We start from the raw sequence: 21,753 nt of genomic DNA, 5'->3' as shown, positions 1-21,753 counted from the left end.
CTTTTCAGCTACAGGTACACTAGTGGGGAAGCAGTCAATCTATCGGGCCATTAAATCGGCCTCAAGACGTAGGGGATTCCATGAAAGCAGGCGGTGTCATCGGGTTAGGCTTGGCGTGGCTGTGTGTAGGAACAGCGCAGGCAACGGATCTGGCCGAACAGATTGACCAGTTCTTTCACAGCCAATTCCCCTCGGATACCCGGCAGGTTGAAGTGAAAATAAAAACGCCACAGGCTCAATGGCCGCAGTGTGAAAATCCCGAAATCTCGCTACCGGCCAACGCGCGCCCATGGGGTAACGTCAGTTTGTCGGTGCGCTGTGGTCAGCAACGGCGTTTTATGCAGACGCAGGTGCAGGTCACGGGGAAATATCTGGTGGCCAGCCGCCAGATCACTGCCGGTGAGAAGCTGGCAGAAAAAGACATGGCTTATAAGGAAGGACGGTTGGACACCTTGCCGCAAGGCGCGTTAAACGAGGCACGTTTTGCTAAGGGTACGATCAGTTTACGCCATATTAATGCCGGACAACCGCTGACCAAGGCCATGCTCAGGCGCTCATGGGTGATCAAGGCCGGTCAGGCGGTTCAGGTTGTCGCGCAGGGAGAAGGCTTTAATATCAATAGCGAAGGCAAGGCGATGAACAACGCCGCCCTTCAGGATAACGTTCGGGTGCGTATGGCGTCGGGTCAAATCGTCAGTGGCACCTTGGGTGACGATGGCGTTATTCGCATTATGTTATAGTGATTAAAGTTTTTATCATCGTTGCCGATAACCATTAACAAGCAGTTATTCGCGGGTGAATTAGCGTAAATCCCGCCACCAGTTTGCGGGTCACTAATCTAAATCCCGCCATGAAGGGAGTAACACCATGAGCATCGATCGCACACAGCCACTGGTGCCGGTCAGCCCGGTACAACCGCGCGAAACCAGCGAGGCAGCGCAGCAAATGCGTAAGTCTACCCAGGCTAAAGCGCAAGTTAGCGGCACGCAGGTTAAACTCAGCGACGCGCAAGCCAAGCTGATGCAACCGGGCAGCCAGGATATTAATGTAGAACGTGTAGAAAGTTTGAAACAGGCTATTCGCTCCGGCCAACTGACCATGGACACCGGTAAAATTGCCGATGCCCTGTTAAAAGACGCTGCGGATTATCTTAAAAATAGTTAATTGTGTAAGGATAAGTGGCGGTGGAAAGATTACAGACCAATCTGGATCAACAGCTGGAATGTTTAGATACCCTGTCCGTGGTTATTGCTGAAGAGCAGCGATTACTGTGCGACGGGCGAATTCACGGCGTGGTTCTGCAAGGGATAACCGAGCAAAAAAGTTCGTTATTAGCGACTCTGGATTATCTGGATCAAAACCGTCTGGCGGCAGAAACAGCGGCCAAAATCAAAGCCCCTTATCAGCAAGTTCCTGCGCTGACAGAGCGCTGGGAGCGAATCCTGAAAAAAGCCGAAAAGATGCGTTATACCAATTTGCACAACGGTTTTTTGCTGAATCAGCACATCGCGCACAATGATGAGGCGCTGGCGGTATTGAATACGCGCCACGGTCAGTCTCTGTATGGCCCCGATGGTCAGTCCCGCGGCGCTAGCCTGCTGGGGCGTAAAATCGGCGTTTAAACTTCAACCTGCGGTTGATTTTTGAGCTAATTATCTGACGGTGGTGGCGTTCGTCACGCATCACCGTTAAAGGTGAATTTTTTCCTTTCTAATTTCCTCTGGTTTTTCACGTTATTATTCTTCATAAAATTAATATTTTTCTTGTACTGTGTTCCTTCCGGGTCGTTACATCTACCGCAAGGTAACTTACCCATCTGACTCTCACTCATCTATTGATTGTTATTGCTGAAGGTTTCAGATAACGCTTCTGGTCAACATTACAAGCCTGATGAAAATTGGGTGCCGGATCAAATTTCGGTTGACGGAACGCCGCGATTCGCGCCTGTTCAAGCGCGGCACCCATGCTTCGCGTCCTGCCTGCATTCTTCATTCGACAACTCAAATGCGCTCTGAAAGGTCAAGCTCAAGGTCAAAAGCCTTATCAACGGCGAAAGACAAATTATGACTCATAAGAAAAATGGTTTTAATTTTAACAAGGCGCAATCGGGAAGTAGGCCAAGCCGGGATAAGAACCAGAGTGAACAGCCGTCAGTTGTTTAAAGCGCTTTGAGCCGTAGGGTCAGGATGCGCCCGCTGCTGAATCTAGCGCTGGCTCACCGGACGAAGAGTGCACGAGGGAGGAAACAGTGAGCTACCGGGCTTTCGAAACCAGATCCGAACTTAATCTTCGTCTGACTTAGATGGGAAAACACAATAAGAAAGCGAGGGAAAAGCCGAACGACGAGGCTTTAAAAATCGGCTCCAGTTTTATATTTATCTTTTATTACTCTAAGGTGAATCTGATAGAAAAGGGTAAATATCCTCAATTTAGAGCCACTGAAAAGCGGCTCAATTGAAAGATATTGGCAATCTGAATCTGTTTACCTTAAAACGGGAATTCTATTGATAATTCACTATCACCTGGTTACTCATCACCTGTAACGGCGGATTCACTCGCCCCTGCCCTTGAATCAGATAGACAAAAGTCAACGGACTGGTTGCAGACTCACCCGCCAGACCCCGGCTGGAACCGCTACCGCCGTTCAAATCAATACAACGAGAGGGGGAACAAAGCTTCATTTGCAGACCATTGGGAGCGGCGGAAAGCAACTGTATCCGCCAGCTAACCGACACAATGCGATGCTCCGCGGTGACATAAGGCGTGGTCGGACGCAATACCGGCGATGAAGTCGGCACGCCACGTAAATTCTGCGTCACACCAATATCATCGGCAACCCAACTGCCGGAAGCACTGTAAGCGCCCCACGACACTGACGCTAACGCGGCTAAAACCAAAGCATGAAACTTCATTAGGCGGCTCCAATGGTGGATGTCATGCGAATTTGACGATTGTCGCCAATCTCCAGATTGGACAGCACCACCATTTGCGGCAGACTGCGACGCAGGAAGCGAGCCAGCAACGCACGCAACGCGTGGTTAACCAGCAATACCGGCGGTGCGCCCAACATTTCCTGACGCTGCAATGCCTGTTTCGACTGATCCAGCAAACGATCCGCCAGACCCGGTTCCAAACCGCCACCACCTTGCAAGGCTTGCAACAACAAACGCTCCAACGCCGCATCCAGACCGATAACCTGAATTTCTCCGGTACCAGGGAACCACTGCTGTGCAATCGAACGACCCAGCGCCACGCGCACTACCGCCGTCAGCTCGTACGGATCGGTTTGGTTCGGCGCATGTTCCGCCAGCGTTTCAATAATGGTTCGCATATCGCGAATAGACACCCGCTCGGACAACAAATTCTGCAACACTTTGTGGAAAATTGTCAGAGACACCACACCCGGAATGAAATCTTCCGTCAGCTTAGGCATTTCCTGCGACACACGCTCCAGCAACTGCTGCGTTTCCTGACGACCGAATAATTCGCTAGCATATTGACTGATCAAATGGTTTAAGTGAGTCGCCACCACGGTGCTGGCCTCAACCACGGTAAAGCCCTGAATCTGCGCCTGCTCACGCAAAGCACTCTCAATCCAGACCGCAGCCAGCCCAAAGGCTGGATCCTGTGTCGCTTCACCGGGTAATGTTCCCACGGCATTGCCAGGGTTAATAGCCAGCCAGCGCCCCGGATGGGCTTCGCCGCTGCCGATCTCCACCCCTTTCATCAGAATACGGTAGCTGGCAGGTGGCAATTCGAGATTATCCCGAATATGCACCACCGGCGGCAGATAGCCCATTTCCTGCGCAAATTTCTTACGAATACTGCGGATTCGCCCCAATAATTCGCCGTTTTGCTGGAAATCCACCATAGGAATCAGGCGATAACCCACTTCCATGCCCAGCGGATCCTCCAGTTGTACATCTGACCAAGTCGCTTCGGCAGCCTGCTGCTGATCCTGCACCACGGGCTGTTCTGCCACCGCAGGCTGACTGGTCTGTTTGCCCTTTAAACGCCAGGCCAAAGCCAGTAAAGCCGCGGTGAACAACAGGAAGACAAAGTTCGGCATTCCCGGCACCATGCCCAGTAACCCCAGAACGCTGGCGCTCAGCACCATCACGCGCGGGTTATTGAACAGTTGGGTGACCATTTGCTGGCCCACGTCCTGATCGGTACTCACGCGGGTGACGATAACACCGGCAGCAGTAGAGATAACCAAGGCAGGAATCTGCGCAACCAGACCGTCACCGATGGTTAGCAAGGTATAGGTTTCTGCGGCGTGGCCCACGGCCATATCATGCTGCATCACCCCAACCAACAAACCGCCGATCACGTTAATCACCATGATCAGCAAACCGGCTACGGCATCACCGCGAACGAACTTACTGGCACCGTCCATTGAACCGTAGAAATCGGCTTCCTGGGTAACTTCAGAACGTCGTTTTTTTGCTTCCTCTTCGCCAATCAAACCGGCGTTAAGATCGGCATCGATAGCCATCTGCTTACCGGGCATTCCGTCCAGTACAAAGCGCGCGCCTACTTCGGCAATACGTCCTGCACCCTTGGTGATAACCATAAAGTTAATCACCACCAGAATGATAAACACGACGATACCGATGGCAAAGTTACCGCCCACCAGGAAGTGGCCGAAAGCTTCTACCACCCGCCCCGCCGCCGCCGCACCGGTATGACCATCCATCAAGATGATTCGGGTCGAGGCAACGTTAAGGGATAAGCGTAATAAGGTAGAAAACAGCAGGATAGTTGGGAAAGCGGCAAACTCCAGCGTGCGCTGAGTAAACATCGCAACCAGCAATACCATGATGGACAACGCAATATTGAAGGTAAACAGCAGGTCCAGAATGAACGGCGGCAATGGCAAAACCATCATCGACAAAATCATCAAAATCAGAATTGGACCGGCAAGTATCTGCCACTGCGTGTCTTTAAAATTGCCCGGTAAACGAAGCAGGGCGGCCAAGTTAGCCATTAGTCTCACTCTCTCCAGCAAAATCCAGTGCATCCGGCACCGGTAGATTTTCAGGTTTTTTAGGAATCAGCCCACCTTCCAGCTTCCAGCGTTTAAGCTGATAAACCCAGGCAAGAACCTCTGCCACCGCCGCGTACAGGGTGGCCGGGATATGCTGACCGATCTCACTATGACGATACAGAGCACGAGCCAGCGGCGGCGCCTCTAACATCGGGATGCGGTGTTCAGCACCTAACTCACGAATTCGTAACGCTATTTCTCCTGCACCTTTGGCTAACACTCTCGGCGCACTCATCTTGTTCTCGTTATACTGCAAGGCCACCGCATAGTGCGTCGGGTTGGTAACAATCACATCCGCCTGCGGTACATCGGCCATCATGCGGCGACGGGCCATTGCGCGCTGCTGCTGGCGAATACGTCCTTTAACGTGCGGATCCCCTTCCTGATCCTTGAATTCGTCGCGTATTTCCTGCTTGGTCATGCGGAGCTTTTTGATATGACTCATAATTTGATAAAACACATCAAAACTCACCATAGGCGTTAAGCCCAACACCACGATAAAACCGCAGAACAAAATCAAACGCAGGGCATCACCCAGTGCGGCAAGGGGCGGAGCCGCTATCAGCCGCAGCATGTCAGGCCAGTAGTGCCACAAAAACATGCCGGTGACCCAACCGACTAACGTGGCTTTAAGAATCGCTTTCAGCAGTTCGGCCAGCACTTGCGAAGAAAACATGCGCTTCAAGCCGGAAAGCGGATTCATACGTTTTAAATCGAACTTAAAGGATTCGGCGCTAAATGAGATGCCGCCCAATAACATCGGAACCGACAGCGCGACCAATACCAATCCAATTAATACCGGTAACAGCGCCGTCACGGTTTGCATCAGCAGCATGCCAATCTGTCGCAGCATATGCTTTTCATCACCAATCACGCTGTGGTCAAACTGTAATCCCTGCGCGATCATCGCCGCCAGTTGCCGCCCGATGGATTCGCCAAAAACCCACAGGATCGACAAACCGGCCCCGAGCATCAGCATCGAGGTCAGTTCGCGCGAGCGAGGAATCTGGCCTTTTTCGCGAGCCTTCTCCAGCTTATGGGCTGTGGGTTCCTCGCTCTTTTCCAGATCGCTATCTTCAGCCACAGTCAGTGTCCCTGTTCAGCTTGGACGTTCCTGTTAAGAATAAAAAATTAAAGGAAAAATAATTGCCGCTAGCATGACAAAATTTTTCTGGGGTGATGGACGGAACAAAGCAGCAATTAGGCGGTTATTTCTCTGATAAGGCGATGGGCTTCGCCTCGCTCCACGCATAATTTTTAAGCCACAGGGAGATATCGCCAGTTGAAAATTCAACGCTGCATTCGGTTTTATCATTTTATTTTTAGCAAAAATAACGCTTAGGCTAGCTAATGATAATGAATATCCCGTCATAAACGCCTGATAGTCATTAGCGAGGCGTTTATGTAAAAGACAGGTTCCAGGTGATATAAATAAATAGAAGTTGGGAGTGATTAATTATATCAAAACCATTAACCAAGAATAACTAACATTCACTGTTAGCATAATAAACCGATGACCAATTCAATCAAAAAGGATTTGAAATGAAAAGATTTGACGTTACTTATGACATTAAAGATAACCATAGAAAAATTTTACCTTTGGTTAAATCCGGCGATTTACTTATTGTAAGAATGAAAGCTGGAAAAGAATTTTCCGATACAATGGATAAAATCATTAAAGACGAACCCTTACATTACAATTTATTGTTTAATATCAGTAATGTAAACGTCTATGTGGTTAGGGTTGAAGGGGAAGAAAACGTTATCAATGAATTGAGAGAAAAACTTTCCACCGATCGGGATGTCAGATTTGCCGGTTTCGGTTTTAGGAATGAACAAACTGCTGAGCCGATCGTTTATACAGAAAATATCTTTATCAAATTCAAAAATGACATAAAAAAAACCCAATGTGAATATATCATTAATAAATACAATCTTATTATAAAAAATGAAATTTCATTCCTTAAAAACGCCTATTTTATTTCAGCCATAGAAGATACCGGCGATGATATATTTACTCTCGCGGAGGACATACTGAATTGTGAAGAAGTGGAATATTGTCATCCTGAATTAATTCACCAAAAAATGCCTAAAGCGATTCACCCCAATCAATGGCATTTGAAGAAAACTACCGTGAGAACAGAAACGGATGTCGACGCCAGCGCTAACGTTGAAGCCGCCCACGAAATAACACGCGGCGCGGGTATCACCATTGCCATTATTGATGATGGCTTTGATATTCAGCACCCTGAATTTATGCGGCCGGGTAAAGTCGTCCATCCCCATAACTATGAAATGGGTTATGAGAATGAAAATCCCTTGCCGGATAAAAGTAACCGACACGGAACCGCCTGCGCCGGCGTGGCCTGCGCCGATGGTTTGTATGGCGCATCCGGCGTAGCACCGGAGGCAAATCTGATGCCTATTCGTCTGGTCGATGGCTTAGGCTCCATGGGGGAAGCTCTCGCTTTCGTTTGGGCTGCGGATAAAGGCGCGGATATCATTTCTTGCAGTTGGGGGCCCGCCGACGGTATTTGGTTTGATCCTGATGATGAATATCACGATAGAGAAACCGAATTACCGGCGCTTACGCGTCTAGCCATAGACTATGCGGTAGAAAAAGGGCGTAACGGGAAAGGGTGCGCGGTTTTCTTTGCCGCAGGCAACGGTAATGAATCGGTCGATAATAACGGTTACGCCAGTAATGACAAAGTCATAGCCGTTGGTGCCTGTAATGACCGCAGCACCCGCTGCGCCTACAGTGACTTCGGCAAAGCGCTGTGGTGTACCTTCCCCAGCGGGGATTTCGCCCATCCTGAGAAATTCCACCCCGCCCCACTCACCTCCGGCATCTGGACCACCGATGTACGTAATCAGGACGGGTATAATACCGGTATGACGCTAACCGGCGATCTCTTTGGTAATTACACCAACAAGTTCGGCGGCACCTCCAGTTCCTGCCCCGGCGCCGCTGGCGTGGCCGCCCTGATTCTGTCCGTCAATCCATCGCTCACCTACCTTGAGGTCAGAGATATCATCCGCGACTCCTGCGATAAGATTGATCGGAAAAATGGCAAATATGATAAAAATGGGCACAGCAAATGGTATGGCTACGGGCGAGTCAATGCGGAAAAGGCAGTGTTGTTAGCCAAATGCAGGCAGGAAGAAGTGAGGGACGTACTATAAATCTGTGACAACGAGTGAAGCGCCATTTTTCAGTTGGATAACCAGTCAAAATGATGGCCAAGCAGTAAATTGCAGATGAGGGAAATGTCCTCATCTGCATTTAAACGTTCACCGTCAGCTTAGAAACCTAGGCTATCCAGTAAATCATCAACCTGATCCTGGTTTGCAATTACCCCTGCACCGTTTTTATCCAGCTGAGGGCCATTAAGTAAACTATTGACTGGCTGAGGTTTTGCCGTTTGTTCCGGAATATTTTCCATCAGCACCATTAATAACTGTTTCTCAATTTCCTGCACCACATCCATCATGCGCTTGATCACCTGACCGGTAAGATCCTGGAAATCCTGCGCCATCATAATCTCCAACAGCTGCGCGTTGGTGAAAGAAGTGTGTTCTGGTACCAAATCCAGATATTCGCGAGTATCAGTGACCAGTGAACGTGCATCAGACAATTCGATCGGATTGGCAAACCATTCATCCCAGCGAACTTTAAGCGCTTTAGCCGATGACTCCAGCTCGTTTTGGCGTGGTTGAGCCGCCTCAACACAGTTCAGCGCACGTTCCGCCGCCTGTGCCGTCATGTGAACCACGTAGTCGAGACGATCGCGTGCATCTGGAATCGCTTCCGCCGCCTGAGCTATCGCCTGATCAAGCCCCAGCTCACGCAGGCTGTCACGTAGCATACGTGTCAGATTACCAATCCGGCTGATTATATCACTGGCTGATGCCGCATCAGTTGCGGGCATTGGATGGTTATTCATCTCGACTCCTTACATGCCCAATTTTTCAAAGATCTTATTGAGTTTTTCTTCCAAGGTCGCTGCAGTAAAAGGCTTCACTACATAACCGCTGGCACCCGCTTGCGCAGCCGCGATAATATTTTCTTTTTTGGCTTCTGCGGTCACCATTAGCACCGGTAAAGCTGCGAGCGCGCCGTCCGCGCGAATGGTTTGCAACAATTGCAGGCCATCCATGTTTGGCATGTTCCAGTCAGAAACCACAAAATCAAAACCGCCTGCGCGTAATTTGTTCAATGCGTCGACGCCGTCTTCAGCTTCGTCCACATTGTTAAAGCCCAGCTCTTTTAGCAGGTTTCTGACAATACGACGCATGGTCGAAAAATCGTCTACCACTAAGAATCTGAGATTTTTGTCCGCCATACTTACTCCTAAGGTTTGTTGCTCACCGCTGAGCTATTGAAAACAAAAGCCGATTTACACCGGAATATTAAAATCTGAAGCCGATCCCTAGATACGTAAGGCTTGACCACTGCTTATCTGCGCCAACATACGCTGGCTTACCTGGTTCAGATCCAGTACTTCATTGACGCCACCCATGCCGATGGCTTCACGTGGCATACCAAACACCACGCAACTGGCTTCGTTCTGGGCAATGGTATATGCGCCAGCCCGATGCATTTCCAGCAAACCGGCGGCACCGTCATTGCCCATACCGGTTAAAATCACGCCGACGGCGTTACGCCCCGCGCACTGGGCAACGGAACGAAACAGTACGTCAACCGACGGGCGATGGCGATTCACCGCCGGGCCATCGTGAATACGTACCTGATAGTTCGCGCCGCTGCGGGTCAGTTCCAGATGGCGATCCCCCGGTGCGATGTAAGCATGTCCCGGTAACACACGTTCGCCGTCCTCCGCTTCCTTTACCGTAATTTGACAAAGCTTGTTCAAACGTTCGGCAAAAGAACGGGTAAATCCCGGTGGCATATGCTGAGTAATCAGCAACGCCGGACTGGTCGGCGGCAAAGGCTGCAATACGGTACGAATCGCCTCGGTTCCTCCGGTGGATGCGCCAATGGCAATCAGTTTTTCACTACTCAGCAGCGGAGCATGACTCAGCATGACCGGAGCATTATCCGTAATGCGTCGTGGCAAACGGGCTTTCGCCGCGGTGCGGATTTTTTCTGCAATCAGCTCGCTATAAGCCAGCATGCCTTCGCGGATACCCAATTGAGGTTTAGTGACGAAATCAATCGCCCCAAGCTCCAGCGCTCGCATAGTAATTTCGGAATTCTTACCAGTTAATGACGAAACCATCACTACCGGCATAGGTCGCAGTCGCATCAGTTTTTCAAGAAAATCCAGGCCATCCATGCGCGGCATTTCAACGTCAAGTGTCAGTACTTGCGGATTAAATTTCTTGATCAAATCACGGGCAACCAGCGGATCTGGCGCCGTAGCGACCATTTCCATATCCGGGTGACTATTAATAATCTCGGTCATTAACTGGCGCATTAATGCTGAATCATCAACGCACAATACTCTGATTTTACTCATCACCTCTCCTTGGTCAGTCCATAAACGGTCTGCCCGCGCAAATAGAATTCCCGACTGATTTGACTGAAATTCTCCGAGTGGCCAGCAAACATCAGGCCGCCGGGTTTTAGCAAAGGAACAAAGCGGCGCAAGATGCGTTCCTGCGTCTCTTTATCAAAATAAATCATAACATTACGACAGAATATCGCGTCGAACTGTCCCGGCAGCGCCCATTCTGGCGCTAACAGATTAAGCTGCTGAAAAGTCAGCATATTAGACAGTTCCGGTCGTACCCGAACCAAGCCTTGATGAGGGCCGGTTCCGCGTAAAAAATAGCGCTGCATCTGTTGAGCAGAAAGCGAGCGCAATTCATCCTGTCGATAAACGCCACTGGTGGCCTTTTCCAATACCTGAGTATCAATATCACTGGCCAAAACCTGACAGCTACCGGCACGATGCCCTAAGGTATCGCTCAACGTCATCGCGATAGAATAAGGTTCTTCTCCCGTCGAGGCCGCGGTACTCCAGACCGAATAATTCCCTGGTCGCTGGCGAGCATGTTCAGCCAAAATCGGAAAATGATGGGCTTCGCGGAAAAAAGCCGTCAGGTTAGTGGTTAAAGCATTAACAAACGCTTGCCATTCTGCGCTATTCGGATCGGTTTCCAGCAACGCCAGGTATTGACCAAAATCATTAATATTCAGCAACCGCAGGCGTCTCACCAGGCGGTTGTAAACCATTTCCCGCTTATGATCGGCCAGTACGATACCTGCCCGCTGATAAATCAGCTGGCAGATACGTCGGAAATGCACATCCGACAGCGGTAACCGTTGTACCATCTGGTTTAATATCGACCCAGAATCTGGGGGGGTTGACTTAGGAGATGGTTTCATCCGGCCTCACCCTTAAAAAATGACATGCTACGCCGTTTAACAATCTGAGATTTCCTTAACAACAGGTTGCTTATCTGCACCTGTAGCCTCCTGCCAATCCCCATCGTAGCCATCTTGCGCCAAACGGAAGACTGACACCGCATGGGAGAGATAACCTGCTTGCTCTTCCAATGCGTTGGCTGCAGAAGCTGCCTCTTCCACTAATGCGGCGTTTTGCTGTGTTACCTGATCCATTTGGGTGACCGCCAGCGAAACCTGCTCGATCCCACGGCTTTGCTCATCCGAGGCCGAGGCAATTTCCCCCATAATGTCGGTAACTCTTGTTACAGAGCGGACAATTTCTTCCATGGTGGTGCCTGAGTTTTCTACCAAAGTAGAGCCCTGACGCACGCGACCAACGGATTCGTCGATCAGTCCTTTAATTTCTTTTGCGGCCTGCGCACTGCGCTGAGCCAGATTCCGCACTTCACCGGCGACAACGGCAAACCCGCGACCTTGTTCACCGGCACGAGCCGCTTCTACCGCAGCGTTCAGCGCCAGAATATTGGTCTGGAAAGCAATGCCGTCGATTACGCTGGTAATTGCACCGATTTTATGAGAACTCGCAGCGATTTCGTGCATAGTGCTAACCACGTCGCTGGCCAGAGCGCCACCTTTAGCGGCGGTTGCCGAAGCATCCTTGGCTAATAGCGTTGCCTGACGGGCGTTATCCGCATTCTGTTTTACCGTTGCGGTTAATTGCTCCATGCTGGCCGCGGTTTCTTCCAGCGAAGCCGCCTGCTGTTCCGTACGGGCGGAAAGATCGTTATTACCTGCGGAAATCTCCTGAATACCGGTCAACATTGATTCGGTGCCGTCTCGGACTTTACTCACAGTGCTAATCAGCGACTGCTGCATAATGCGCAAACTGCCGAATAATTGACTGATTTCATTACGCCCGGTAACCGAAATATTGCCCGCTAAATCGCCTTGAGCAATCCGGTCAAAATGCTCACGCATAATCGCCAGCGGCGTCACAAACATGGTACGCAGCCAGATCAGGCAAGAAATCGCCATAGAAATCACCAGCACAATTGCACCAGCAAAAATCCATTTGGAAAGCAAATAAGCCTGCCCATTTTCATGGCCAGATTCGGCAATAATTTCAGAGGTATGCTGTAGGTATTGCACAAAATCAGCTTCAAACAGATCCTGAGTTTTCTGGGTCGGTTGATCCATAAACTCTTGTAACTTGCCGGCTTCGAGGAACACGATCAATTCCCGCAGCGCCGCGCGTAAATTCTGATAGCTGGCTTGTGTCGCGTCGGTTAATTCAACGGCGCTGGCATCAACACGGGGTACAGCCAGGAATTGGTTAAAGTAGAGATCTGCTTTCTGTAACGAACTGCGGGCATTGCCCATTAATTCGTTGACCTTTTCCTGTGGTACGTTGAGAGCCGCACGGGTAGCCGCGCGGTTTAAGGTATTACGAGCCTGAAGCAAGGATACCCAACTCAGGCTTAATGCATCCCGTTGCTGGCTACTCAGATCCACTCGGTTGAGATTTTGGTTGTCTGCACGAAAAGCAGTAAACGACAGACCACTTGATATCAACTGTATAGAGCAAATCATCATCAGTAACAGGAAAAAGCTGGTAGAAATCCGGATTCGGCCAAACATCGTAACCTCTTCTCAGCCGGCTCTAAGGCCGGCTTTTAATATTATATTTTGTAGGGTCTAGAAAGTTTCCCAATTCTCTTGCAGGTCACTTCCCAGTGTTTTTTTAGCAGTACCGGTCTGTTCCACTACCGGCTGCTTGGTTCTTCTCACATCTTTATTACTATTACCGTTATCCACCCGCAGGATGAAAACAGACATCGATTGGGTCAGCAGGCTGGCCTGCTCTTCCAAAGCCGCAGCGGCGGAAGCAGATTCTTCAACCAACGAGGCGTTTTGTTGCGTTACGCGGTCCATTTCTGTCACCGCCTGACCAACCTGATCAATACCGCGACTTTGTTCATCAGAGGCGGAAGCGATTTCGCCCATGATGTCAGTGACGCGGGTCACTGCATTCACAATGTCACCCATGGTTTCCCCGGCGCTTTCTACCAGCACGGAGCCCATGTCTACCCGGTTAACCGAGTCTTCGATCAGACCTTTAATTTCTTTTGCCGCCTGTGCACTACGCTGCGCCAGGTTACGAACTTCACCCGCTACCACCGCGAAGCCTCGACCTTGCTCACCGGCGCGCGCGGCTTCTACCGCGGCGTTCAACGCCAGAATGTTGGTCTGGAAAGCAATACCATCAATTACGCTGGTAATATCGGCGATCTTCTGTGAACTACCGGCAATGTCATGCATGGTTTGCACCACGTTAGCCACCACTTTGCCGCCTTTTTGCGCGGTTTCAGAGGCGCTCAGAGCCAATTGGCTTGCCTGACGAGCGTTTTCGGCATTCTGTTTCACTGTTGCGGTCAGCTGTTCCATGCTGGCGGCGGTTTCTTCCAGAGAAGCGGCCTGCTGTTCAGTACGAGCAGACAAATCGTTGTTACCCGCAGCGATTTCAGATGCGCCACTATAAATAGCATCGGCACCCATACGCACGCCGCTCACGGTGTTGATCAGTTCTGACTGCATGTTTTTCAAACTGGCTGCCAACGCGCCCATTTCGTTACGACCCAGCACTTCGATCGGCTGAGTCAGATCACCGCCAGCGATGTGTTTGATGTGTTCAATCAAACGATTTAACGGATTAATCAGAATGTGTTGGATACCGAACCAAACGATCAGCATCACTGCTACTACCGCGATCAGAATCGCAATCAGGATACCCATAGCAACGGTGAATGACTTATTACTGTCTTCTACCGCTGAGGCATACAGGTTGTCGTTTAGCATACGGTAAGCGGTGTAATCTTTTTCAAAGGCGTCCTGGAAACTGGTGGTCGGCTGATCGAAGAACTCTTTGATTTTGCCGGCTTCCATTAACTGGATCAGTTCGGCCAACGCGCCTACGTATGCATCGTAAGTCTGTTTCATGCGTTGGGTACTTTCAGCGCTCTGTCGGCTATCCACTGGAATCTGTTCGAAATCAGCGTAACTTTTTTGCGCTTTAACCAGCGTGTCTTTCGCCAAGGTCAACAACTCAGGCAACGGCGTACCGCTACCGGTACCGTTCGCATCCGCCATATAGCGAATCCCCGCGCGGTTCAGGGTATTTCGGGTTTGAACCAGATTGACCCAGCTATCGCTCAGTGAAGATTGTTGCTGACGAATAACCTGCAAAACGGCAAAGTTTTCTTTATCGTTTTTGAGGGCATTAAAGAAAAGCCCGCCAGAAATAAGCTGTAAGGCACCAAATAACACCAACACCAGCAATAAACTGGTGACTACTTTCATACGCTTGAACATGTTATCCCTTCATAAGTACGTCAAATCAAAAGTACGTCAATTACATGTGTTATCGGCAGCGGCAGGGGGAACTTTACCTGAGGGCACAACTATTATTTTGCGGCACCTGAAGGGAGCTATTGAGCGGCAGACACGGTATTCACCTGTAAAAAAGCGGGGTTTCCCCCGCTGGTATCTACTTAACCTTTCGCAACGCTGTCGATTAACGACATTTCTTCGCTACTCAACAGCTTTTCGATATCCACCAAAATCAGCATTCTTTCCCCGAGAGAGCCAAGGCCCGTCAGGTATTCAGTTGCCAGAGTCACGGCAAACTCAGGTGCCGGGCGGATTTGCTCGTTAGTTAATGACAGCACGTCGGACACGCCGTCAACCACGATACCCACCACGCGCTGATCGAAATTCAAGACGATCACCACGGTATTTTCGTTGTAAGACACGTTGTTCTGCGCGAACTTCACGCGCAGATCGATAATCGGCACAATGACGCCGCGCAGGTTGGTGACGCCTTTAATAAACGCCGGGGTGTTTGCAATGCGCGTGACCTGATCGTAACCGCGAATTTCCTGCACTTTCAGAATATCAATGCCGTACTCTTCATCACCCAGCGTAAAAATCAGGAATTCTTGTCCTACCGTTTCGCCAGCCAATTTAGTGACGGTTGCTAGTCCTGCCATGTTTCTACCCTTCAATCAATAGGTTGAATTTATAATCTATTCCACGAAGCCGTTTAGCCCGGCCAGCGCGATTAAACTCAACTAACCGCACGGCGTGAATAGATTGTTATGCTTATATTCAGGACTGCCAACCTTAGTCGGCATCCTGTGTCCATATTCGGACTGGCTACGCGGCATCCTCAACGGATACACGCTTTTCCCGGTTTAACGCCTGTAGAGCAGAAACATCCACGATCAGAGCAACGCTGCCGTCCCCCAGAATGGTTGCGGCAGAAATACCCGGCACTTTGCGATAGTTACTTTCCAGGTTTTTCACTACCACCTGATGCTGACCAATCAACTGATCGACCAACAGCGCATAACGACGGCCTGCACTTTGCAGAATCACCACAATGCCCTGAGTGGCTTCGGTTTTAGCATTAGGAACGTCAAACACCCGGTATAGCTCAACCAAAGGAAGATACTCACCGCGTACCTGTAATACGCGCTCGCCGCCAGCCAACGGATGCAAATCCTCCGCCTGAGGTTGCAGAGATTCCATAACCGCATTCAATGGCAGAATGAACACTTCATCATTCACTTTGACCGACATACCGTCCAGAATCGCCAGCGTTAGCGGCAGCAGGATGCGAATAGACGTGCCCTTCCCTGCCTGGAAACTGACTTGCACATGGCCGCCCATTTCCTGAATATTTCGTTTCACTACGTCCATGCCCACGCCGCGGCCGGAAACATCCGTTACCTGCTCAGCGGTGGAAAAGCCCGGTGCAAAAATCAACATGCCGACGTCTTCATCGCTCATGTGTTCATTCACCGCCATGCCTTGAGACATCGCTTTAGCCAGAATTTTTTGACGATTCAGACCGGCGCCGTCATCGATCACCTCAATACAGATATTGCCGCCCTGATGCTCCGCCGACAGCGTCAGATTGCCGACCGGGGATTTACCTGCTGCAATACGGGTTTCAGGATTTTCAACGCCGTGATCCAGACTGTTACGCACCAAATGCGTTAACGGATCGATAATGCGTTCGATCAGGCTCTTGTCCAGCTCGGTAGAACTGCCCAATAACGTCAGTTCTACTTGCTTATTCAGCTTGCTGGCCAGATCGCGAACTAAACGCGGGAAGCGGCTGAATACATATTCCATCGGCATCATACGAATCGACATTACCGACTCTTGCAGATCCCGAGCGTTACGCTCCAACTGCCCCATGCTGTTAAGCAGATCGCCATGAGCTACCGGATCCAGAGTGCTGGAACGCTGGGCCAACATGGATTGGGTGATCACTAATTCACCCACCAGATTGATCAATTGGTCAACCTTCTCAACCGCTACGCGAATACTGGTTGATTCGCTGGCTTTTGGCCGCGGTTTCGCTGGCTCAGCGCCGGTAGCCGGAGCCGGTTTCACCGCTTCCGCTACCGGTGCAGCGGCTGTAACAGGCGCCGCTTCCACTGCTGGCGCACTTGCCGCAGGTGCATTTGTCGCTGGTATAACAACGTCCGCTACTGCCGGTGCTTCTACAAAACTGATTTGTTCCGGTTCCAAAACGAAGCACAGCACGGCACAAATATCGTCTTCACTCACTGAAGTTATCAGCGTCGCTTCCAGGCTGTTTTCACCCTGATGAGGGTCTTTCACTTCCCCCAGATTGCCCAGTTCTTCCAGCATCAGCGGGATTTCCTGTGGCTTCAGGCCAGACAGGCAAATACGCATTCCTCCCTGAACCAGAGCCGGGGTCGCTGTGGTTTTAGCCTCGTTAGCCGCCGCAGGTGCGTTAGCCGCAGCCGCCGGTTCTAATGCTTCAAGTGCCAGTTGGCGCAATGCCTGACAGATATATTCAAAGCTATCCCGATTGGGTTCTTGGGAGGTTTTATAGGCGTCCAACTGTTCTTGCATGATGTCTTTTGTTTCCAAAAACAGGTTGATGATGTCAGTGCTCAGGCGCATTTCATTGCGTCTGGCACCATCCAACAAGTTTTCCAGCAGATGGGTTGTTTCTTGTAACACGGTAAAGCCGAAGGTTGCGGCCCCGCCCTTGATTGAATGCGCTGCACGAAAAATCGCATTGAGCTGTTCATTATCAGGCGCTAATGGGTCCAGCAATAACAGGTGCTGTTCCATGTCTGCCAGCAGTTCGTCTGCTTCATCAAAGAATGTTTGATAAAACGCGGTAATATCCATGCTCACGTTGTCACCTCTACTGTGCGTCGCGGCTTGTCGGAGAGACAGGTACTTGAGATTCAGGTGCAGCTGGCAACGATGTTGTTGGCCCAGTGGCGACTGAGGTAGCCGTCTCCGTATTCGGTTGTGGTGGCTCTGCTGCCGGCGGCGGAGTGACATCCGCGCCGACCGGCGGTGTCGCTACCGGTGCGTCAGGTGCTGCCACTGAATTCCCCACTACCGGCGACTCAGCAACCGGCGCAGATTGTGTTGTTACCGCAGATACAGCTGGCTCGACGGCCGGTGCGGCCTGCGGTGCAACCGTTGCAGTGGACTCCGTTCCTGCGACAGGTTGTGCACTGGATTCGAGCTGTTTCAAACCTTCAGCTTTCTCAATATCCAGCGCTTTGTTATCCAGATTTTCGTGTTCAATGCTTTGCTGCGTCTGTTTGTTCAACACCAAAATACTGATGCGTCGGTTCACTGGATCGGTGGCTCTCTGCTCCTTTAACCCCATTGTAGACGCCATGCCCACCACCCGCAGCACCTTCCCTTCCGACAACCCGCCGGTCAGCAATTCGCGTCGTGAAGCATTAGCACGATCGGCAGAGAGCTCCCAGTTACTGTAACCTCGTTCACCGTTGGCATAAGGCAAATCATCGGTATGGCCTGACAGACTGATTTTATTCGGAATATCATTCAAAATTGGCGCAATCGCCCGCAGAATATCGCGCATGTACGGCTCAACCTGCGCGCTGCCCATCTGGAACATAGGCCGATTTTGACTATCAATAATTTGAATGCGTAACCCTTCATCCATCATGTTAATCAGTAGGTGTGGACGTAGCGCTTTCAGGCGAGGATCGGACTCAATCAGTTCGTCCAGCTTCTCGCGCAGTTTATTCAACCGATTTTCTTCCTGCCGGGCTTCGGCCGATTTGCTTACTTTCCTCACTTCGCCCTGTTGTTGGGTGGGATCGTCACCACCGCCAGGTATCGGGCTAGTGCTGGAGCTGCTTTTATCACCGCTGGTTAAAGCCACCTTCAACGGCGTACGGAAATATTCTGCAATCTGCGTCAGCTCTTGGGGGCTGGAAATCGACAGTAACCACATCACCAAAAAGAAAGCCATCATCGCTGTCATAAAGTCAGCATAAGCAATCTTCCATGAGCCGCCGTGATGGCCTCCCCCATGTTTGCCTTTACGCCTCTTAACCAGAATAACGGGGTGATTCTGATGCTTCATGCGTCCTCTTCTGTCGCTTGAGGTGCAGGAGCTTTCACTCTACGCACATGTTCTTCTAGCTCGATAAATGACGGGCGCTCGGTGGTGTAAAGGGTTTTGCGGCCAAACTCTACGGCGATTTGCGGCGCATAGCCGTTCAGACTGGAAAGCAGCGTCACCTTGATGCACTGCATCATTTTGGTCGTTTCAGCACTTTGCTGACGCAATAGGGTTGCCAGCGGAGAAACAAAGCCGTAAGCCAATAAAATACCGAGGAAAGTACCAACCATTGCATGAGCAATTAACGCGCCCAGTTCAGCCGCAGGTCTATCCGCAGAAGCCAGGGCATGAACAACCCCCATCACCGCGGCCACAATACCGAAAGCGGGTAATGAATCGCCCGCCATGGCCAAGCTACCGGCGGGGACTTCGCTTTCCTGTTCGAAGGTCTCTATTTCTTCTTCCATCAGCGCTTCAATTTCGAAGGCATTCATATTTCCGCTGACTATTAAACGCAAATAGTCGGTAATAAACTCGACTAATATTTTATCGGCGAGAATACGGGGATAATTAGAGAAAATTTCACTTTGCTGGGGATCTTCAATATCATTTTCGAGTGACAACATCCCCTGCTGACGCGATTTAGCTAATAACCGATACAACAATGCCATTAAATCCATATATAGCACTTTGTTATATTTAGATCTGCGCAATAGCTTCGGCATTGCGCGCAATGTGGCTTTTATCGCTTTACCGTTGTTACCAACAATAAATGCCCCAATACCGGCACCAGCGATAATTAAAAATTCCGACGGCTGATAGAGCGCACCAAGGTGGCCCCCTACCATCATGTAGCCACCGAGTACCGCACCTAGTACCACGATATAACCCAAAATAACTAACACGTGACATCCTTAGCAAAGTGTGTGGGTGGAAGGTGAGGTGTTTTGCGGAGTTTAAGATCCATCGAAAGTCGCTAGTATCAGGCAAACCGAGTATCCATACCGGGCCTGCCTGACAAAAATCTAACAATCAAATCTCACTTAAACTGCGCGTCTAACCTGCTCATCCAGCAGTTGTGTAGTTATATCGGCAGGTTGCGGAGAAAGTTTACGTTTTTTTACTGCGCGGGAAGGAGGCTGGCAAAGACTACAGACAAAACTGTTACGCGGTTGATGGGCGTGGGTGATAAAAGTCCCCCCACAGCAGCTACAGCCAGATAGCTGCAACATACCGCTATCAACGAATCTCACTAAAGTCCAGGCACGGGTCAAAGCCAGTAACGGCGGCTCTTCCACCCGATCCGGGCATTGTTCCAAATAGAGCCGATAAGCTTTAATAACCGCTTCAACGCCGGTGCATTGCCCACTTTTCAGTAAGAAACTGTAGGCATTATAAAACATCGATGAATGAATATTTTGTTCCCACGTCATGAACCAATCCGTCGAGAATGGCAACATTCCCTTCGGCGGCGGACTGCCTCGTAGCTCTTTGTAAAGTTTAATCAGACGGCCACGACTGAGCTGAGTTTCACTTTCTAGCATTTGCAAACGCGCACCTAAGGTAATCAGCTCCATTGCGAGATGAATATCTTTGGCTTCCTGAACAATACTTTTCTCAACCATCGTCATGCTCTTTTTTTAGACGCACTACCGTCTTTCAACGATAACTCATGCAGTAAGTGGCTTGACAATAAAATCCCAGTATGGATTTGCTGCAAATCATCCACGCGAGATTCTTTCGTCAGATGATGAATAGTGTTGTGATCGTTAAAGCGGAAATGGCAAACTAATTGATTGGTTTCCGCCAATTTAACCATTTGAGGCAACGTTAATTGAGATAATGCGTCGGCCATAGTATCCGTGATACCTAAACGAAACATGGCAGATGCTTTCTCATCATTAATTAAACGCTGTGCTAAAAGTAAATATGACAAATTAATATCATAAATATGTTTGAGTAATTCAGACGTACTCATCTTATACATCCCGACAGATTATGTTTTAAAACATAAGTTGGGTGAAGGTGTTTATCACCCATGACCAGGGATCCTTCCCGTTATACCGTTTATTAAAACGTATAGAACTAAAAGTAATTAAAAGACTACTGGTATCACAGAAAAAAACCATTTTGTTACGTAGCCTCATGTCAGACGCTTGGGCTACAGTATTTTTCGACCGTTCTATTATTGCGTCATGTTCATGAAACTTTTCTTACAAATATTAGGAATATTCCTAAAGAGGGCCAACTCTACTCCCGAATCGTCGGCACATACAACGTGAGTAGTGATTTATTTTAAATGTAATGTGACACAAGTCACAAAAATAAAATATAATTTTCTGAAATATGGTGTAGCTAGCTTATTTTTTGATCAATTTGACGGTTAAAAAACAAGCCCAAGTCAGAAACCGTCTTAAAATCCAATCATATAAGCCTAATTCTTAGCTTTTTTAGATCAATTCGAACAAAAACATCACCAAACCAAAATAACGGAGCATAAATCTGCCATGAGGCGGGAATCCCAGAATTAATCGCTATTAAGTAAATTAAATGATCGTCAAAACTATAAATAACTTAAGTAAACTATATTTTTTCCCGAGTAATCGCGACGATTAAAAACCATTAGCAGCCACTTAATAAGTGTTCGAATAATAACCAACTAGGAATAATCGGTTAAAAATGTCCAAAAGAGGTCTGGAAAGCCACAACAGACGTAACAAAACATTTCAGATAGCGTCATTGTCTACTGCGCTTGGAGAGAATTTATTAAATGTGGTACATACCCATACTTTTTGCAAAGGTATAATCTCGTTTTGGGTAAAATTTACACATAAAAACCGTTTATAAGGTCATTTTGCATACGATTGGCGCTATTTTATGCTATGAATT

At 49.4% G+C, this 21,753-nt stretch carries 20 protein-coding genes; 4 read left to right on the top strand and 16 right to left on the bottom strand.

Features of this window, described 5'->3' with window-relative positions:
* The first annotated feature begins 80 nt into the window (after positions 1-80).
* From flgA to flgN, 3 genes are all read left to right on the top strand, one after another.
* Positions 81-740: a flagellar basal body P-ring formation chaperone FlgA gene (flgA, locus tag DBA33_RS15210; RefSeq protein ID WP_064517629.1), complete on the top strand. Its 660-nt coding sequence runs from the start codon at positions 81-83 to the stop codon at positions 738-740.
* Positions 741-867: 127 nt separating this feature from the next.
* Positions 868-1,164 (top strand): flagellar biosynthesis anti-sigma factor FlgM, encoded by a 297-nt coding sequence (gene flgM / locus DBA33_RS15205; RefSeq protein WP_064517627.1) that lies wholly within the window; start codon positions 868-870, stop codon positions 1,162-1,164.
* 14 nt (positions 1,165-1,178) lie between these two features.
* Positions 1,179-1,622, top strand: a complete 444-nt coding sequence (gene flgN, locus DBA33_RS15200) for a flagellar export chaperone FlgN (RefSeq protein ID WP_064517625.1) — start codon at positions 1,179-1,181, stop codon at positions 1,620-1,622.
* Positions 1,623-2,501: 879 nt separating this feature from the next.
* Here the strand turns inward: flgN and DBA33_RS15195 are convergent.
* From DBA33_RS15195 to DBA33_RS20665, 4 genes are read right to left on the bottom strand one after another with little or no spacing between them, the layout of a single operon-like run.
* A complete protein-coding gene (locus DBA33_RS15195; protein WP_064517623.1) occupies positions 2,502-2,912 on the bottom strand; it encodes a flagellar protein FlhE in 411 nt (136 codons plus the stop codon).
* Positions 2,912-4,990: a flagellar biosynthesis protein FlhA gene (flhA, locus tag DBA33_RS15190; protein ID WP_064517621.1), complete on the bottom strand. Its 2,079-nt coding sequence runs from the start codon at positions 4,988-4,990 to the stop codon at positions 2,912-2,914. The genes DBA33_RS15195 and flhA overlap by 1 nt, the downstream gene beginning before the upstream one ends.
* Positions 4,983-6,134 carry a flagellar biosynthesis protein FlhB gene (gene flhB, locus DBA33_RS15185; protein ID WP_120806732.1) on the bottom strand — a complete coding sequence of 384 codons (1,152 nt, stop codon included), beginning with the start codon at positions 6,132-6,134 and terminating at the stop codon, positions 4,983-4,985. The genes flhA and flhB overlap by 8 nt, the downstream gene beginning before the upstream one ends.
* Before the next feature lie 33 nt (positions 6,135-6,167).
* Positions 6,168-6,422 carry a hypothetical protein gene (locus tag DBA33_RS20665; protein ID WP_128821883.1) on the bottom strand — a complete coding sequence of 85 codons (255 nt, stop codon included), beginning with the start codon at positions 6,420-6,422 and terminating at the stop codon, positions 6,168-6,170.
* Between the two features lie 170 nt (positions 6,423-6,592).
* Here DBA33_RS20665 and DBA33_RS15180 point away from each other — a divergent pair, with 170 nt between their 5' ends.
* Complete coding sequence (locus DBA33_RS15180) at positions 6,593-8,236, top strand: S8 family serine peptidase (RefSeq protein ID WP_064517616.1); 1,644 nt, start codon at positions 6,593-6,595, stop codon at positions 8,234-8,236.
* A gap of 119 nt (positions 8,237-8,355) precedes the next feature.
* On the opposite strand, the gene cheZ is transcribed toward DBA33_RS15180, so the two are convergent.
* The 12 genes from cheZ to flhD all read right to left on the bottom strand — a co-directional run bounded on the left by cheZ (position 8,356) and on the right by flhD (position 20,842).
* Complete coding sequence (cheZ, locus tag DBA33_RS15175) at positions 8,356-8,997, bottom strand: protein phosphatase CheZ (RefSeq protein ID WP_049597494.1); 642 nt, start codon at positions 8,995-8,997, stop codon at positions 8,356-8,358.
* 9 nt (positions 8,998-9,006) lie between these two features.
* Positions 9,007-9,396 carry a chemotaxis response regulator CheY gene (gene cheY, locus DBA33_RS15170; RefSeq protein WP_049597493.1) on the bottom strand — a complete coding sequence of 130 codons (390 nt, stop codon included), beginning with the start codon at positions 9,394-9,396 and terminating at the stop codon, positions 9,007-9,009.
* Positions 9,397-9,483: 87 nt separating this feature from the next.
* Positions 9,484-10,533 (bottom strand): chemotaxis response regulator protein-glutamate methylesterase, encoded by a 1,050-nt coding sequence (locus tag DBA33_RS15165; protein WP_049597492.1) that lies wholly within the window; start codon positions 10,531-10,533, stop codon positions 9,484-9,486.
* A complete protein-coding gene (gene cheR / locus DBA33_RS15160) occupies positions 10,533-11,405 on the bottom strand; it encodes a protein-glutamate O-methyltransferase CheR (RefSeq protein ID WP_064517614.1) in 873 nt (290 codons plus the stop codon). The genes DBA33_RS15165 and cheR overlap by 1 nt, the downstream gene beginning before the upstream one ends.
* 36 nt (positions 11,406-11,441) lie before the next feature.
* Positions 11,442-13,064, bottom strand: coding sequence for a methyl-accepting chemotaxis protein (locus DBA33_RS15155; RefSeq protein WP_064517612.1), 1,623 nt, complete (start codon positions 13,062-13,064; stop codon positions 11,442-11,444).
* Positions 13,065-13,121: 57 nt separating this feature from the next.
* On the bottom strand, positions 13,122-14,795 hold the full coding sequence (locus DBA33_RS15150; RefSeq protein WP_064517610.1) for a methyl-accepting chemotaxis protein: 1,674 nt from the start codon (positions 14,793-14,795) through the stop codon (positions 13,122-13,124).
* 179 nt (positions 14,796-14,974) lie between these two features.
* Complete coding sequence (cheW, locus tag DBA33_RS15145; RefSeq protein WP_049597488.1) at positions 14,975-15,472, bottom strand: chemotaxis protein CheW; 498 nt, start codon at positions 15,470-15,472, stop codon at positions 14,975-14,977.
* Between the two features lie 166 nt (positions 15,473-15,638).
* On the bottom strand, positions 15,639-17,660 hold the full coding sequence (gene cheA / locus DBA33_RS15140) for a chemotaxis protein CheA (protein WP_162975217.1): 2,022 nt from the start codon (positions 17,658-17,660) through the stop codon (positions 15,639-15,641).
* Positions 17,661-17,676: 16 nt separating this feature from the next.
* Positions 17,677-18,885 carry a flagellar motor protein MotB gene (gene motB / locus DBA33_RS15135; RefSeq protein WP_064517605.1) on the bottom strand — a complete coding sequence of 403 codons (1,209 nt, stop codon included), beginning with the start codon at positions 18,883-18,885 and terminating at the stop codon, positions 17,677-17,679.
* The gene (gene motA, locus DBA33_RS15130) at positions 18,882-19,769 is read right to left on the bottom strand and encodes a flagellar motor stator protein MotA (protein ID WP_064517603.1); all 888 of its coding nucleotides are present in this window, start codon (positions 19,767-19,769) and stop codon (positions 18,882-18,884) included. Before motA ends, motB begins: the two co-directional genes overlap by 4 nt.
* Before the next feature lie 138 nt (positions 19,770-19,907).
* The gene (gene flhC / locus DBA33_RS15125) at positions 19,908-20,489 is read right to left on the bottom strand and encodes a flagellar transcriptional regulator FlhC (RefSeq protein WP_049597484.1); all 582 of its coding nucleotides are present in this window, start codon (positions 20,487-20,489) and stop codon (positions 19,908-19,910) included.
* Between the two features lie 2 nt (positions 20,490-20,491).
* The gene (flhD, locus tag DBA33_RS15120) at positions 20,492-20,842 is read right to left on the bottom strand and encodes a flagellar transcriptional regulator FlhD (protein WP_038242066.1); all 351 of its coding nucleotides are present in this window, start codon (positions 20,840-20,842) and stop codon (positions 20,492-20,494) included.
* Between the last annotated feature and the right edge of the window lie 911 nt (positions 20,843-21,753).

This window comes from Yersinia sp. IP36721 (assembly GCF_003634395.1).
In the GTDB taxonomy this organism is placed as follows: domain Bacteria; phylum Pseudomonadota; class Gammaproteobacteria; order Enterobacterales; family Enterobacteriaceae; genus Yersinia; species Yersinia entomophaga.
Note: the sequence above shows the minus strand (reverse complement) of the source record. Positions and strands in the feature narration are given on the sequence as shown.